Raw genomic sequence first — 14,332 nt, forward strand, 5'->3', positions numbered from 1 at the left:
CAACGCTATCCGGGGCCAGCGACACTCCCCGGCGCGTGCCCGCCCACATCGCTCAGGTGCGGCTCGTTGTGGGTCCGCACTGCTGCGACCGCACGCGGAGGCACCTGAGCGGCTGTGCTCCGGCCGAGCCGCTGCCCCACCGCTCGGGTGCCGCGCGCCCGGGCGGCGCCCCGGCGCTACCGTTGGTGAACGTGAACGCATCCGCGCCTGAGGTCCCCGCGATCGACGCAGTGCTCGCCCGCATCGAGGCCGACCGACGCGCCGGGCGCTTCGACGCGTGGGCGCGCTCGACCGTCGTCGACGAGAACATCGGCGAGGCCGTCATCGACCGCGAGCTGTTCGACGCCCTGCACGCCGCCGCCGGCGTCGACGCGGCCTTCCCCGTCGGCAACGCGGGCGTCATCCACGTCTACGGCTACCTCTTCTCCACGGTGCGCACGCCCTTCGGACTGAAGAGCGACCGATGGAACGACGGCGCCCTCGCGCGCACGCTCGGCCTCCCCGCCGACCGCTTCCGCCTCGGCGCCTCCGCCGACGAGACCCCACTCGAACGCGTGCTCGCCGCCGCGGCACCGCTGCTCGAGACGACGACGCCGGATGCCGAGTGGCGCGTCGGCGAGACGACCCAGCGCGCCGTTGTCGCCCGCGCCGCCGACGGCACTGGCGCCCTCGTCTCGGGCGTCGACGCCGGAGACGGCATGCGCCTCCTCACGGTCTTCCCCGTCGCCGACGCCGCCGCGTTCGCCGCGGCCATCGGCACCCCCGACCGCCTCCGCTGGAACGCCGCCGCCTGACACCGCCCTCCGGACGCGCAGCCGTCGCCGCGAGGGGGCGCGCGAGCGGCGACGCCTGCGGCGCGCTCCGGGCCCCGCCTGCGCCGGGCTGCGAGCAGCCGGATGAGCCGGGCCAGCGGCCGCCCTCTTGATGCACCCCCGTCATCCGGAGTTCACTCGCCCGTAAACGCTTCGTCCACAGGTGCGATATATGTTGGACGCATCGTCCATAACGCGCAGGGAGGCTTCGTGGCGTCAACACTCGTCTTCGACTTCGACGGGACGGTGGCCGTGGGAAACGGCCCCGTGCTCGCATACGCCCGTGAGATCGCACGTTTCGCGGACCCCGGCTTCGCCGCCCGCGCGGAGGCCGAGATCGAGGCGTTCGAGGCCGGCAGGGCGAGCGGGTACCGCGACGGCTACGACGTCGTCGGCAGCCTGGCCGACGCGGCGGGCGTCGCCCCGGACGACCGCCAGGGCGCGTACCTCGCCAGCCGCGGGGCCCTCGGCACCCCCGGCGGCGAGCCGGTCGCCGCCGCGCCCGGCCTCGCCGAGATCCTCGCGGCGCTGCCCGCCGACGCGCACGTCGTCCTCGCGACCAACGCCCCCGAGGCCGGCGTCGAGCGAGCGCTCACAGCCTGGGGCATCCGGGGCTTCTTCGACGAGATCGTGTTCGACACGGGCAAGCCGGCCGGCCTCGCCCCGATCGTCGAGCGGGCGCTCGCCCGCGGCCCCGTCCTCTCGATCGGCGACATCGTCGCCAACGACCTCGAGCCCGCGACGGCGCTCGGCGCCGACACGGCGCTCGTCGGCGCGACGGCCGCAGCGAGCCCCGCGGCCGTGACGATGCGCGGCACGACGCTCGCCGAACTGACGGCACCCATCCTCGGCTGGGCCCGCTCCCATTCCTCTTCCGACCATCAGCACGACACAGCACCCACTCTCTGAAGAAAGGCCACCCCATGCGCAAGACCCTGTTCGCGGCGGGCTCCGTCGCCGTCCTCGCCCTGGGCCTCGCCGGCTGCTCCGCCGGTGACGCTTCCGCCGAGGGCGAGACGCCAGACGAGATCACGATCTCGCTCGTCCCCTCCGTCGAGGGCGAGGACCTCGCCGAGGCCCTCGACCCGCTCACCGAGTACCTCTCGGAGGGCCTCGGCATCGAGGTCAACGGCGTCGTCTCCGAGAACTACGCCGCCACGGTCGAGGCGCTCGGCTCCGACCAGTCGCAGGTGATCATCACCGACGCCGGCTCGCTGTACAACGCGATCGAGCAGTACGACGCCGAGCTCGTGCTGCGCGACGTGCGCTTCGGCGCGACCGCCTATTCGGCGGTGGCGTACACGAACAACCCCGACAAGTACTGCGACGACGAGCCCGTCATGGCCACGTACGAGGCCGGCCCCGCCGAGCTGTCGTACTGCAACGGCCTCGAGGAGGCCGGCGCCACCGCGATGGGCGAGGGCGGCCCCGTCGGCATCGAGCACCTCGAAGACGCGAAGGGCGCGAAGGTCGCGCTGCAGGCGGCCACGAGCCCCGCCGGCTACCAGTACCCCGTCGTCGCGATGCGCGAGCTCGGCCTCGACACCGACGCCGACATCGAGCAGATCCCGGTCGAGGGCAACAACAACGCCGTCATCTCGGTCGCGAACGGCGACGCCGAGATCGGCTTCGCCTACTGGGACGCCCGCGTCACCGTGATGGAGGAGTTCCCCGACATCGCCGACAAGGCCGTGGCCTTCGCCTACACCGAGATGATCCCGAACGGCGGCGTCGCCGTGTCGAACACGCTCCCGGATGACCTGGTCACCGAGCTGACGACGCTGCTCGACGAGTACGCCGAGTCGTCCGACGAGGCCGCCGACGTGATGTTCAACCTCGTCGGCCTGTCCGACTGGACGAGCGAGACCGCCGAGGACGAGATCACGCGCTACGGCGAGATCCTGGAGCAGTTCGCGGGATGACGATGAACGACGCTCACGCGCCGGGGGCCCAGGCCCCCGGCGCGTGGCCGATCCGTCTGACGGACGCATCGGTCACCTACCCCAACGGCACCGCCGCCCTGAAGAACGTCTCGCTGACGATCGAGCCGGGCGAGATGGTCTCGGTCGTCGGCCTGTCCGGATCGGGCAAGTCGACGCTCATCCGCACGATCAACGGTCTCGTCCCCGTCACGGGCGGCACCGTGCAGGTCGGCCCGCACGAGGTGTCGGCGCTCAAGGGGCGCGGCCTGCGCGAGCTGCGCGGCAGCGTCGGCATGATCTTCCAGGCGTTCAACCTCGCCGAGCGCGTCGACGTGTACCGCAACACCCTCGTCGGCCGCTTCGCGCGCGCCGGATGGCTCCGGTCGCTGTTCGGCGTCGCGAGCCGCACCGACCGCGAGATCGCGCTGGCCGCCCTCGACTCCGTCGGTATGCTCGAGAAGGTCTGGACCCGCGCTGGTTCGCTCTCGGGCGGCCAGAAGCAGCGCGTCGCGATCGCGCGCGCCCTCTCGCAGGAGCCGCGCGTCATGCTCGCCGACGAGCCCGTCGCGAGCCTCGACCCGCCCACGGCGCACTCCGTGATGCACGAGCTCACGCGCCTCAACGCCGAGCGCGGCCTGACCGTGCTCGTGAACCTGCATCTCATGGATCTCGCCCGCGACTACACGACCCGGATGATCGGCCTGCGCGCCGGCGAGGTCGTGTACGACGGGCCGGCCGCCTCGGCGACCGACGCCGATTTCGAGCGGATCTACGGCAGGAGCATCCGGCCGCAGGACCGCCTGGGGGCCTCGTGACGCTGACGGTTCCGCCGAAGCCGCGCACGTGGCCGAAGACAGCGCTGATCGCCGCGGCGTTCCTCGCCTTCACGGTGCTGACGTGCCTGCCCGCGATCGGCGGCGTGGAGCTCGACTTCGCGTCGATCGCGAAGAACTGGCGCAACGGCGCGACCAAGATGGCGCAGCTGCTGCAGCCGGACTTCGCGTTCCTGCCCCGCACGATCGCGCCCATGCTCGAGACGCTGCAGATGGCGTTCGTCGGCGCCGTGTTCGCCGCCGTCGCCTCCGTGCCTCTCACGCTCTGGGCGGCCCGCCCCACCAACCCGAACGGCATCGCGCGCCGGCTCGTGCGGGTGCTGATCAACGTCATCCGGGCCGTTCCCGACCTCGTCTGGGCGACGATCCTCGTCGCGCTCACGGGTGTCGGCGCGCTGCCCGGGCTGCTGACCCTGTTCCTGTTCGACATCGGCGTGATCGTGAAGCTCGTCTCCGAGGCGATCGACTCCGACGAGCACCCCTACCTCGAGGCGGGTCGCGCGGCGGGCGGCACGCAGTTCCAACTGAACCGCGCGCTCGCTCTGCCGCAGTCGCTGCCGCTGTTCTGGAACCAGTGGCTGTACGCGCTCGAGCTGAACGTGCGCATCTCGGCGGTGCTCGGCATCGTCGGCGCCGGCGGCATCGGCCGCCTGCTCAACGAGCGCTTCGGCTTCTACGCGTACGACGACGTGTCGATCATCATCCTGGAGATCCTCGTGGTCGTCGTCCTCATCGAGGTGTGCTCGAACCTGCTGCGACGGAGGCTGACATGACCGCCCCTACGATGACGCCCGCGAAGCTCGCCGTGCCGAAGCCGCCGTCGAAGGTCGCCGTCACGACGTGGAGCATCGTCGTCGGCGCCGCGTTCCTGATCGCAACGGCCACCCTCGACATCGACTGGGCGGCGCTGGTCGCCCTGCCTCGCGAGTCGTGGGAGTACGCGAACCTGATGTTCGCGCCGCCCGACTGGGAGAAGCTCCCCCGCGCCCTGTTCGAGATGTGGCGCTCGATCTCGATGGCGTGGCTCGGCGCGATCCTCTGCGTCGTGGCGTCGATCCCGCTCGGCATGCTCGCCGCGCACGGGGTCGGACCCCTGTGGCTCCGCGGCGCCCTGCGCGGAATCTTCGCCGTGATCCGGGCCGTTCCCGAGGTGATCATCGCGCTCATCCTGCTGACCGTCACCGGCCTGACGCCCTTCACGGGCGCGCTCGCCCTCGGCATCGCCGGCATCGGCACGCAGGGCAAGTGGGTGTACGAGACGATCGAGTCGCTGAACGACGACGCCGCCGAGGCCGTGTCCGCGGCCGGCGGCGGCAAGCTCGCGGTGCTGCGCTGGGCGCTGTGGCCGGCCGCCATGCCCGCGCTGATGTCGTTCGCTCTGTACCGGTTCGAGCTGGGCATCCGGATGTCGGCCGTGCTCGGCCTCGTCGGCGCCGGCGGAATCGGCTCTATGCTGTCGAACTACACGAACTACCGCGAGTGGCCGACGGTCGGCATGCTGCTGATCGTCGTGATCGCGGTCACGATGGTCGTCGACGCGATCTCGGGCGCGATCCGGCGCCGCATCATGGAAGGGGCCACAGCGCGTGGTGTGGAACGGAGCCGCTGACGCTCCCCTGACGGCGCGGATCCGCGCGCTCGCCCCGTCTCTGGGGGCGGGCGAGCGCCGGGTCGCCGAGACGATCGCGGCCGGCCTCGCGACGACGGTCGAGTCGACGGCGCAGGACGTCGCGGACGCGGCCGGCGTCGGGCGCGCGACCGTCGTGCGCACGTCGCAGACGCTCGGCTACGACGGCTACCCGCAGCTGCGCGTGGCGGCCGCGCGCGAGCTCGCCCTCGGGGCGCCGGATGAGGCCGCCGACGACCCGACGCTCGTCGGCACCGTGCGCGCACAGGTCGCGCGCTTCGCCGCCCGCCTCGACCACACGGTGTCCGGCCTCACGGAGGAGTCGCTCGCCGAGTTCATCCGGGCCCTCGACGCCTCCCCCCGCCTGCTCATCGTGGCCAACGGCCTGAGCTCGCCGCTGGGCCTCGACCTGCAGATGCGCCTCACGGCGGCGGGGCGCCCCGCGGAGTTCATGTACGACCCGCTCGCCCAGCGCATCGCGGCCCGACAGCTGGCGCCGGATGACGCCTGCCTCGTCATCTCGGGGTCGGGCGCGAGCGAGGCCTCGCTCGCGTCGATGAGCGCCGCGAGCGAGGCCGGTGCGCGGACGCTGGCGATCACGTCGTTCGCGCGTTCGGCGGTGTCAGAGCAGGCGACGACCACACTCGTCGTGCCGCCCGTGAACGACTCGTTCCGCGACGAGCTCGTGCACACGTCGCGCGCCGCACTCATGCTCGTGATCGAGTCGCTCGTCGACGCCCTCATCGCCCGCCGGGGCCCACGCGGCCGAGCCGCCCGCGACGCCGTGCTGAGGGAGCTCGGGGCGACGATTCGGGAGTAGGGGCGGCTGCTCATGCGGCTGGCGATGCGCGGAGCGCGCCGGCACGAGCCCGCACCGCTCGCCACCAGCTCGAATCGTCCGCCGCCGCTTACTGCCCGACGGACGTGATACAGGCAAGACGTGACTCTGGCTGACACACACGACGGTGCGCCGCGCAAACCGCACCGAGCCGGTCGACGAGGTCGCCGTCGACCCCGACGTCACCCTCGCCCCAACCTGCGGGCCAGACTGTGACCAGCGCAGCGCCGAATACTCGGCCCTCCATCCGAATGCCGAGCTCTGCCAGCACATGGTGGATCGGGTTCAGCGGGAACCAAGAATCTCCTGTGCCACCTTCTCCGTAGGAGAGCGTGAGTTCGGCTCCAGGCAGGCGCGGATCGCGCAGGGGCTCCACTCCGCACCAGTTGTGCACGTAGCGACGCGTCAGATCGTCGACGCGTTCATCCCCCGATGCGAAGCGGAACACCCGTGTCCGCGCATTCGACTCCACGACCAATGCTCCGTAGTGCAACGGCGGGAGCCCTGTCGCTCGGCTCTGCCGCCGCCACACGGGTACTACCACGGGTACGCACGCGCCTCGGCTTCGATTCGCTCAACTGTGGCCTTCTCAAGCCCCACCGTCTCCCCCTCGCTGTCAGTGGCGCCAGTGACGACGACGGGCCCCGTGAGCGCGAACGGCAGGTCGGCTCCGACCATGTGCAGGATGAAGGGCGACGGGCTGACAGCCCTGGACTTCTTGAGGTCCGCCTCTTCGTCGAACCACACGGCGAGTTGCTGAAGCGACGTCCGGCGACTCACGGGGTGGGTCACCCCGACGTATCCGCCGACCGCTTGTTGCAGCGCCGCCAGGCTGCCCTCCGATCCGTCGAGGTCGATCCGCTTCGTCGTGGCATTCGTCGCGATTCGCACCGCGATCCGTGGCTCACCCATGGCGCACGTCTCCTTCCCATCGTCAACGCGGCGAGGTTCCGCTGCGTTGTTGCGAGGAAGGCTGCCACCTGACAACCCCTGGCGCAGCCCTCGCAGCCAAACCGTGACTCGTTGGCCGGCGCGAAGTACCCGACGCGCGGGATTGCGAACCGCTGTGTCGTTGGTCCGTGGGAAGCTATGGCTGCGTCGAACCGATATTCAAGGAGCCTCGTGAAGAAGCAGATCAATGTCGTCGGAGCCGTCATCGTGAAGGACGGCGAAGTGCTCTGCGCCCAACGAGGCACAGGATCGCTCGCCGGGCTGTGGGAGTTCCCGGGCGGAAAGATCGAACCGACCGAGACTGCTCGCGAGGCGTTGCAGCGAGAGATCACCGAAGAGCTGCTTTGCCGCGTCGAGGTCGGCGACGAGGTGACGACCACGGCCCACGAGTACGACTTCGGCATCGTGAACCTCACAACCTTCTTCTGCGAGCTCATCGATGGCACTCCGAAGCTCACCGAGCACACGGAGGTGCGCTGGTTGCCCCCAGTGCGCATGGGTGAGATCGAGTGGGCGCCGGCCGACGTGCCGGCTGTTGATCTCGTGCAGGCCCGGTTCGCGTAGTGGGCCCGATCGACTACTTCGAGGGGGACTCGTTCGCCCTCGACGTCTCGTTCGGCTTCCTCGAGCGAACGCAAAACGCGCCCCAGCAGTTCCACCCCCAAGTCGTCGTCAACGACGGCGACCAAAATGTGCTCCACGCTATTCGCGAAGAGCTGGCCCGGTGTTCGACGTTCACGTTCTCCGTCGCCTTCGTCACGCCCCGAGCCGTAGCGATGCTGAAACAAGAGCTGTTGGACTTCACGGGGACCGGCCGGATCATCACGTCCGACTACCAGTCGTTCAATCAGCCACGTGCTTTCGAGGAGTTGCTCGAGCTCACGCGTCATACCCGTGTCGAGGCGCTGGTGCACGAGTCACGCGCATTCCATCCGAAGGGCTACGTCTTCACTTCGGCGGATTCCGTCACCGCCATGATCGGCAGTTCTAACCTTACGGAGACGGCGCTCGCGTCGAACCACGAGTGGAACCTCAAGGCGACGGCGGCCAGAGGGAGCGATCTCGGCGATCAGCTCACCCGCCTCGTGGAGCGCGAGGTCGAGGGCTCGCGGCCACTGACACCTGAATGGATCGACGCATACCGCGCACGGTACGTCCCTCAAGCACCGCGGCCGCAGCGGTCTGCCGAGGCACCCCTCGGCGCCGAACAGGGCATGGCCGAACGGATCGAGCCGAATGCGATGCAGCAGGACGCGCTCCACAAGCTCAGGGCAGTTCGCGACGCAGGCAAGCGCAAGGCCCTGATCGTGTCCGCAACCGGCACGGGAAAGACGATTCTCTCGGCGCTCGACGCGCGCGCTTGCAACCCGAGTCGGCTTCTCTTCGTCGTTCATCGAGAGCAGATTCTGGATCGAAGCATCGAGGAGTACCGCCGCGTCCTGGGTGGGGTTCCGAGCGACTACGGCAAGTTCACGGGCCACGTGAAGGAGCACGATCGTCGGTACGTGTTCTCAACCGTGCAGACGCTCTCCCGCCACCTCGATACATTCGCTCCCGATACGTTCGACTACATCGTGATCGACGAGGCTCACCGCGCCGGCGCCGAGGGCCACCTTTCCGTTATCACTCACTTCACCCCGAAGTTCCTCCTCGGCATGACGGCGACACCAGAGCGCACAGACGACTTCAATGTCTTCGAGCTGTTCGACTACAACGTGCCCTACGAGATCCGGCTGCAACACGCTCTGGAAGAGAACATGCTGTCGCCGTTCCACTACTACGGCATCGCCGACATTGAGTACGACGACGACCGCACGATCGATGCGAAGAGCGATCTGTCCGTGCTCGTCACGCCCGAGCGTTCGCGCCACCTCGTCGACGCACTCGAGAAGTACGCACAGGCGGGGGTCCAGCCGCGAGGGTTGATCTTCTGCAGCCGCATCGAAGAAGCCCAAGCGCTGTCCACGGCGCTCAACGAGCTGCAGTTCCGTGGACGCCGACTCCGCACGATCGCGCTCTCGAGCAATGACTCGCTTGAGCAGCGCGAAGCGCAGGTCGAGCGCCTCGAAGGCGGTGAGCTGGACTACATCCTGTCAGTCGACATCTTCAACGAGGGCGTCGACATCCCTTCGATCAATCAAATCGTGATGCTCCGCCAGACGAAGTCCGCGATCGTCTTCGTCCAGCAGCTCGGGCGCGGGCTTCGCAAGGACCTGCCCTCCGCCAAGGAGTACCTGGTCGTCATTGACTTCATCGGCAACTACGCAAACAACTACATGATCCCGATCGCGCTGTTCGGAGATAACTCGCTCAACAAGGAATCCTTGCGCAAGGAGTTGGTGACGTCCGCCGAACGCGGCGTGCTCCCGGGGCTTTCCAGCGTCCGATTCGACCGGATCGCCAACGAACGCGTGCTCGCCGCGATCAGCAGTGCCAGGCTCGATGGGATCCGGAAGCTCCGCGAGGCGGTGAAATCGATGCACGCGAGGGTCGGGCGGCTGCCCTTGCTCGCCGACTTCGTGGCGTACGAGTCCACGGATCCGGTCGTCCTCGCGACGCAGAAGAACCCTCCTCACTTCCCCGCGCTTGTCGCGTCCGCGCTCGGGCACACCACCGGCTTGTCGGCAAGCGAGGACAAGATGCTTGCCTTCGTGTCGAGAGAGATGTTCGCTGCGAAGCGCGCGCACGAGCTCACCGTGTTGCGGGCAATCCTGAAGGGCGAGCGAGTCGACGCGTCAAATGTCTCTGAGATCGCCGGCGACCCAACACCGACGGCGGCACGGAGCGCGGCACTCGCGCGCGTTCTGACGGGCGAGTTTCAAACGGCTCCGGAGATGGAGCAGTACGGCGGAGCTGTCATCGTCGCCGACGGATCGAGGCTGCGCCTATCCGACCGCTTTCACGCGTCATATTCCACCAACGCCACATTCCGATCTGCCATCGACGATCTCATCTCGACGGGCATCCCCCTCAATCGCGAGCGCTACGGCTCCGGCCATCTGGTGCCAGGCATGCAGTACTCGAGAAAGGATGCGTGTCGGCTCCTGGGCTGGGACAACAACGAGCAGGGCGTGATCTACGGCTACAAGGTCCATCAGGCATCGGGAACCTGCCCGATCTTCGTCACGTTGCATAAGAGTTCCGATGTCACGGCGAGCGTCGCGTACGAGGATGAACTCATTGATCCCTCGACGGTGCGCTGGTACACGCGGAGCAAGAGGACGCTGCAAACTCCCGAGGTGCGCGCTATCGTCGATCGGACGACCGAGCCGCACGTTTTCGTGAAGAAGGACGACGCCGAAGGATCGGATTTCTACTACTTCGGTGCGGCACGCCCAGCGTCGCCGGAACAGACGACGATGCCGGGCACAAACGGACAGCCACTCGACGTCGTCCGGATGCTGCTACGGCTGGAAGCTCCGATCCCGCGCGGGCTCTTCGACTACTTCCACCCGACGATCGTCTCGTAAGACGCGCCAGACCTACCTCGTGGGCCTACGAGGTGTCTCGCCGGTCGACCCGGCGGCGCGCCATATTGCGAGGCGCACGCAGACCGACCGCACGCACGCCGCGGGGGCACGCACCGCTCGCGATGCGTGCCCCCGCGGGTCCGTCAGCCGTAGAGCTCGGGGCTCGTGCGGGCCCCCACCTCCTGCTCGAACGCGTACGCGTAGCCGAGCAGGTAGGTCTCGGCGAAGTCGCGGCCGAGGAACTCGAGGTTGACGCCGGCGCCCGTGATCGTGCCGTCGGCGTCGATCGCCTGGCCCATGGGCACCGTGACCGCCGGCATCCCCGTGTTCGGGCTGAGGCGCATGTTCATCCCCAGCGACGCGTAGGGGTCGGTGCTCGGGTAGACCATGGCGTCGAGGCCGAGGTCGTCGAGGAGCCCCGTCACGCTGACCTTGAACTCCGCGAGCGCCGTCGTGTGCGTGCCCTCGGGGCCCGCCCAGTCGAGGTACTGCTCCTCGGTGATCTGGGCGCGCTGCTCGTAGGCGCCCTGGCGGCTGGGAACGAACTTCCCCGATTCGAGGATCTGCTCGAGCGACCGCGCTTCGACATCCGGATCGAGGTGCGTCTCGATGTAGGCGTCGAGGTCGTGGCGGAACTCGTTCGTGCTGCCGCTGCCCTCACCGAGCACGTCGGCGAACCAGGCGGGCTCGTCGATCTCGACGACGGTCGCGCCGCGCGCCTCGAGCGACTGCTTCGCCGCCTCCCACAGCCGCAGGGTCGTGGGGTCGTCGCCCAGCATCGACGGCAGGAAGCCGATGCGCGCGCCGTCGAGCGCCGCTTCGTCGAGGCCCGCGGTGTACGACTCGGGCACCTTCCCCTGCTGCGACGCGGTCACCGGATCCGCCTCGTCGACGCCCACGACGGCGTCGAGCGCGGCGGCAGCGTCGACCACGCTGCGAGCCATGGGGCCTCCCGTGTCCTGCGTCAGCGCGAGCGGCACGATGCCGTCGCGGCTGGCGAGGCCCACCGTCGGCCGAACTCCGACCAGCTGGTTGTACGACGAGGGCACCCGGATGGAGCCTCCCGTGTCGGTCCCGAAGCCGATGCCGGCGAGGTTGGCCGCGATCGCCGCGCCCGTGCCGCCGCTGGAGCCGCCGGCGCTCTCACCCGTCACGTACGGGCTCGCGACGAGGAGCGACTCCCCCGCCTCCTGGCCCGCCGTGAACTCCGAGACGAAGCCGAACGCGAACTCGTCCATGCTCGCCTTGGCGATCATCACGGCCCCGTCGGAGCGCAGCCCCGACACCATGGCGGCGTCCTCGGCCGTCCAGTTGTCGTCCCAGCACCCGCAGCCGGCCGTGGTGGGCATGTCGACGGTGTCGTAGTTGTCTTTCACCGCGACGGGCACCCCGAGCAGCATGCCGCTCATGCCGCTCTCGGCGCGCTGCGCGTCGGCGGCCGCGGCGGCCTCGAGCGCCGAATCGTTCACGGCGATGATCGAGTTCAGGGGCCTGCCGCCCTGCTCGACGACGGTGCGATCGTACTCGGCGATGCGGTCGAGGTACTCCTGGGTGATGGCGACGGAGGTGGTCGCCCCCGCGTTCATCGCCGCCTGCATGTCGATGACGCTCGCTTCGACGAGCTCGAACGGGCCGTCGTCGTAGACCATGCGGCTCGAGACCTCGGCGAGGTCCCCGACCGTGATGGCGCCGTCGCCGTCGGCATCCGCCGCCGCGTCCCATCCGGCGTCGCCCGATGCCGTTCCGAGCAGGTCGCCGACCCGCTCGAGGTCCTCCGTCGTGACCTGCCGGTCACCGGTCAGGTCGAGCTCCGTGTAGTACGGCATCAGGATCGGGGCGGATGCCTCGCCCGCCGGCGCCGCGGAGGCGATGCCGCCGGTCAGCGCTCCCGCGATGATCGCCGGAATCGCCACGGCCGCCGCGACCGCGCCTCGGCGCGCATTCTTCATCGTCTTCGTCTCCCTGCGGCCACTGCCGCGCATGCTCATCTGCTCCGACATCATGCGACCCCTTCCCTGCGGCGGCGCACCAGCACGATGCCCGTGACGATCGCGCCCGCCGCCACGACGACGGCGATGCCTGCGCCGGCGATCGTTCCGCCGGTGACGGCGAGCTCGCCGTCGTCCGATGCTGCCTCGTCGGATCCGGCTTCGCCCGGCCCGTCGGATGCCGCGTCATCCGAACTCGAATCGCCGGAGCCGTCGGTCGAGGCCGGGTCGTCCGCGCCATCGCCCCCGTCGGTCGGCTGGTCATCGCCCGTGCCGCCCGGGTCATCCGGATTCGTCGGGTCTGCGCCCGCGTCGTCGGCGACCGAGATCGTCACGGCCTCGACGGCGCCGAGCGGCTGCTGTTCGCCCTCGGTGCCGACGAGGGTGCCGCCGTCGATCGACACCGTCGCGTCGCCCGCGCCCATGACCTCGAACGACACCGTCGCGACCGTTGCGTCGCCCGAGACGCCCGGCGAGCTGCCGAGCCGCGTGTACGCGAGCTGCGCCGCGCCCGATTCTTCATTCGCTGCGCCGTAGCCGCCGTCCAGGAACACGGCGGAGTCGGGGATGTACTTCAGGACCTCGTCGTCGAAGGCGAGCGCGAACTCCGCGGCGTAGACGTCGGCGGCGCCCGTCGCCTCGATGGCCACATCGACCACCTCGCCGACCTCGCCCGTCGCCGGTGCGCTGAGCTCAACCGCTCCGACCTGCGCGGGCGCGGCCAGCGCGGGGCCGGAGCCCAGCAGTGCGGCGCCGGCGGCCGCGATGCCGACCGCGACAGCGGCGGCGCGACGGCGCCGTTGAGACGGCGCCGATCCTCTGGAAATGTGCATCTGCACACAGCCCTTCCTCGATGTTCACGCGGCGCGGTTCCGCACCGTCGAGGAGCGCCGCAGGAGCTCACTCTGGCGCTCCAAGATTTCGGAATGATTTCGCTGTGTGAGCGGCACGTTTCGTGCGGCGCGCGTGCGGGTGGCTCCCGTCGCGAGCCACGAGCCGTGCGGCATCGCGCGGCCGGGTCGGTGCGATGCGTCCGGATGGCCCCGCGCGCCACGCCCGCGCCTTCGCCCATGTCGGAGGCACCACGTAGCGTTGGGGGCATGACGTCGGAAGAGCAGCCGAAGAACCTCGTGCAGAACGCCCGCGTGCAGGAGGCGCTGGACGCCTGGGCGGAGAACAAGGACCCGCAGGTGCACAGCGATGTGCTGCGCCGCGCGGCGTCGGGCGAGCTGCTGCTCGACATCTCGAACTCCGAGTTCGCCGACCCCGAGAACCCGATGCAGGAGGGCGACCGGCTCGCCGTCACCAGCGTGACCGACAACGGCGGCAAGGACCTTCTCCTGGCCTTCACCGACAATGCCCGCCTCGAGGCGTTCGGCACCGGCGAGACCGGGCACTCGCTCGCTCAGTCGGCGGCGGGCGTGCTGCGGATGGCGAACGACCGCCACGACGGCGTCGCGATCGACGCCGGCACCGACGGGGCCTTCATCGCCTACGGCGACGAGATCGAGCGCGCGTTCGGCGACAGCTTCGACGACGCCGTGCGCCTCGCGACCGCGATCGTCGACGGCGGCGTCGAGATCGACGCGTTCGTCGAGCTCCTCAAGGAGTCGGTCGTCTACATCGGCGGCATCCCCGTGTTCGGCGACGACGGCGAGACGATCGGCTACCACATCGCCACGGCCACTCCCCCGAGCGGCGGCGAGCTGCACGCCGTTTTCACCTGCCCCGCCGAGCTCTGGGCATGGCAGCCCAACGCCGTCGCCCAGCCGACGACGCTCGACCGCATCGTCGCGTCCGCCCGCGAGGGCGAGATGGCCGGGCTCGTCGTCAACCCCGTCGGCCCGTCCGCCGAGCTGAAGCTCGAGCTCTTCGACGCGGCGTAAGACCC

General features: G+C 69.7%; 14 protein-coding genes. 10 read left to right on the top strand and 4 right to left on the bottom strand.

Features of this window, described 5'->3' with window-relative positions:
* The first annotated feature begins 191 nt into the window (after positions 1-191).
* The 7 genes from C0010_RS10625 to C0010_RS10655 all read left to right on the top strand — a co-directional run bounded on the left by C0010_RS10625 (position 192) and on the right by C0010_RS10655 (position 6,014).
* On the top strand, positions 192-794 hold the full coding sequence (locus C0010_RS10625) for an amino acid deaminase (RefSeq protein ID WP_158685456.1): 603 nt from the start codon (positions 192-194) through the stop codon (positions 792-794).
* A 228-nt stretch (positions 795-1,022) separates the two neighbouring features.
* Positions 1,023-1,721: an HAD family hydrolase gene (locus tag C0010_RS10630; protein WP_105567060.1), complete on the top strand. Its 699-nt coding sequence runs from the start codon at positions 1,023-1,025 to the stop codon at positions 1,719-1,721.
* A 14-nt stretch (positions 1,722-1,735) separates the two neighbouring features.
* Positions 1,736-2,734, top strand: coding sequence for a PhnD/SsuA/transferrin family substrate-binding protein (locus C0010_RS10635; RefSeq protein WP_105567061.1), 999 nt, complete (start codon positions 1,736-1,738; stop codon positions 2,732-2,734).
* Positions 2,731-3,549 carry a phosphonate ABC transporter ATP-binding protein gene (phnC, locus tag C0010_RS10640; RefSeq protein ID WP_408631080.1) on the top strand — a complete coding sequence of 273 codons (819 nt, stop codon included), beginning with the start codon at positions 2,731-2,733 and terminating at the stop codon, positions 3,547-3,549. Before C0010_RS10635 ends, phnC begins: the two co-directional genes overlap by 4 nt.
* Positions 3,546-4,340: a phosphonate ABC transporter, permease protein PhnE gene (gene phnE, locus C0010_RS10645; protein WP_105567062.1), complete on the top strand. Its 795-nt coding sequence runs from the start codon at positions 3,546-3,548 to the stop codon at positions 4,338-4,340. Before phnC ends, phnE (C0010_RS10645) begins: the two co-directional genes overlap by 4 nt.
* Positions 4,337-5,176 (top strand): phosphonate ABC transporter, permease protein PhnE, encoded by an 840-nt coding sequence (phnE, locus tag C0010_RS10650; RefSeq protein WP_105567063.1) that lies wholly within the window; start codon positions 4,337-4,339, stop codon positions 5,174-5,176. The genes phnE (C0010_RS10645) and phnE (C0010_RS10650) overlap by 4 nt, the downstream gene beginning before the upstream one ends.
* Complete coding sequence (locus C0010_RS10655; RefSeq protein WP_105567064.1) at positions 5,154-6,014, top strand: MurR/RpiR family transcriptional regulator; 861 nt, start codon at positions 5,154-5,156, stop codon at positions 6,012-6,014. The genes phnE (C0010_RS10650) and C0010_RS10655 overlap by 23 nt, the downstream gene beginning before the upstream one ends.
* 88 nt (positions 6,015-6,102) lie before the next feature.
* Here the strand turns inward: C0010_RS10655 and C0010_RS14995 are convergent, their stop codons facing one another.
* Together C0010_RS14995 and C0010_RS10660 are read right to left on the bottom strand one after the other, a co-directional pair.
* Positions 6,103-6,504: a hypothetical protein gene (locus C0010_RS14995; RefSeq protein ID WP_158685458.1), complete on the bottom strand. Its 402-nt coding sequence runs from the start codon at positions 6,502-6,504 to the stop codon at positions 6,103-6,105.
* A gap of 65 nt (positions 6,505-6,569) precedes the next feature.
* Positions 6,570-6,944: a DUF3846 domain-containing protein gene (locus C0010_RS10660; protein WP_105567065.1), complete on the bottom strand. Its 375-nt coding sequence runs from the start codon at positions 6,942-6,944 to the stop codon at positions 6,570-6,572.
* Between the two features lie 210 nt (positions 6,945-7,154).
* On the opposite strand from C0010_RS10660, the gene C0010_RS10665 reads away from it, so the two are divergent.
* Together C0010_RS10665 and C0010_RS10670 are read left to right on the top strand one after the other, a co-directional pair.
* Positions 7,155-7,547 carry a (deoxy)nucleoside triphosphate pyrophosphohydrolase gene (locus tag C0010_RS10665; RefSeq protein WP_324998667.1) on the top strand — a complete coding sequence of 131 codons (393 nt, stop codon included), beginning with the start codon at positions 7,155-7,157 and terminating at the stop codon, positions 7,545-7,547.
* Entirely contained in the window at positions 7,547-10,453 is a 2,907-nt protein-coding gene (locus C0010_RS10670; RefSeq protein ID WP_232531913.1) for a DUF3427 domain-containing protein, read from the top strand. The genes C0010_RS10665 and C0010_RS10670 overlap by 1 nt, the downstream gene beginning before the upstream one ends.
* Before the next feature lie 143 nt (positions 10,454-10,596).
* Here the strand turns inward: C0010_RS10670 and C0010_RS10675 are convergent, their stop codons facing one another.
* Both C0010_RS10675 and C0010_RS10680 read right to left on the bottom strand, forming a co-directional pair.
* Positions 10,597-12,453 carry an amidase family protein gene (locus C0010_RS10675; protein ID WP_232531914.1) on the bottom strand — a complete coding sequence of 619 codons (1,857 nt, stop codon included), beginning with the start codon at positions 12,451-12,453 and terminating at the stop codon, positions 10,597-10,599.
* On the bottom strand, positions 12,453-13,274 hold the full coding sequence (locus C0010_RS10680) for a cohesin domain-containing protein (RefSeq protein ID WP_158685460.1): 822 nt from the start codon (positions 13,272-13,274) through the stop codon (positions 12,453-12,455). Before C0010_RS10680 ends, C0010_RS10675 begins: the two co-directional genes overlap by 1 nt.
* Positions 13,275-13,541: 267 nt before the next feature.
* On the opposite strand from C0010_RS10680, the gene C0010_RS10685 reads away from it, so the two are divergent.
* Complete coding sequence (locus C0010_RS10685; protein WP_158685462.1) at positions 13,542-14,327, top strand: SseB family protein; 786 nt, start codon at positions 13,542-13,544, stop codon at positions 14,325-14,327.
* Positions 14,328-14,332: the final 5 nt, after the last annotated feature.

Source organism: Microbacterium halophytorum (assembly GCF_002970975.1).
In the GTDB taxonomy this organism is placed as follows: Bacteria; Actinomycetota; Actinomycetes; order Actinomycetales; family Microbacteriaceae; genus Microbacterium; species Microbacterium halophytorum.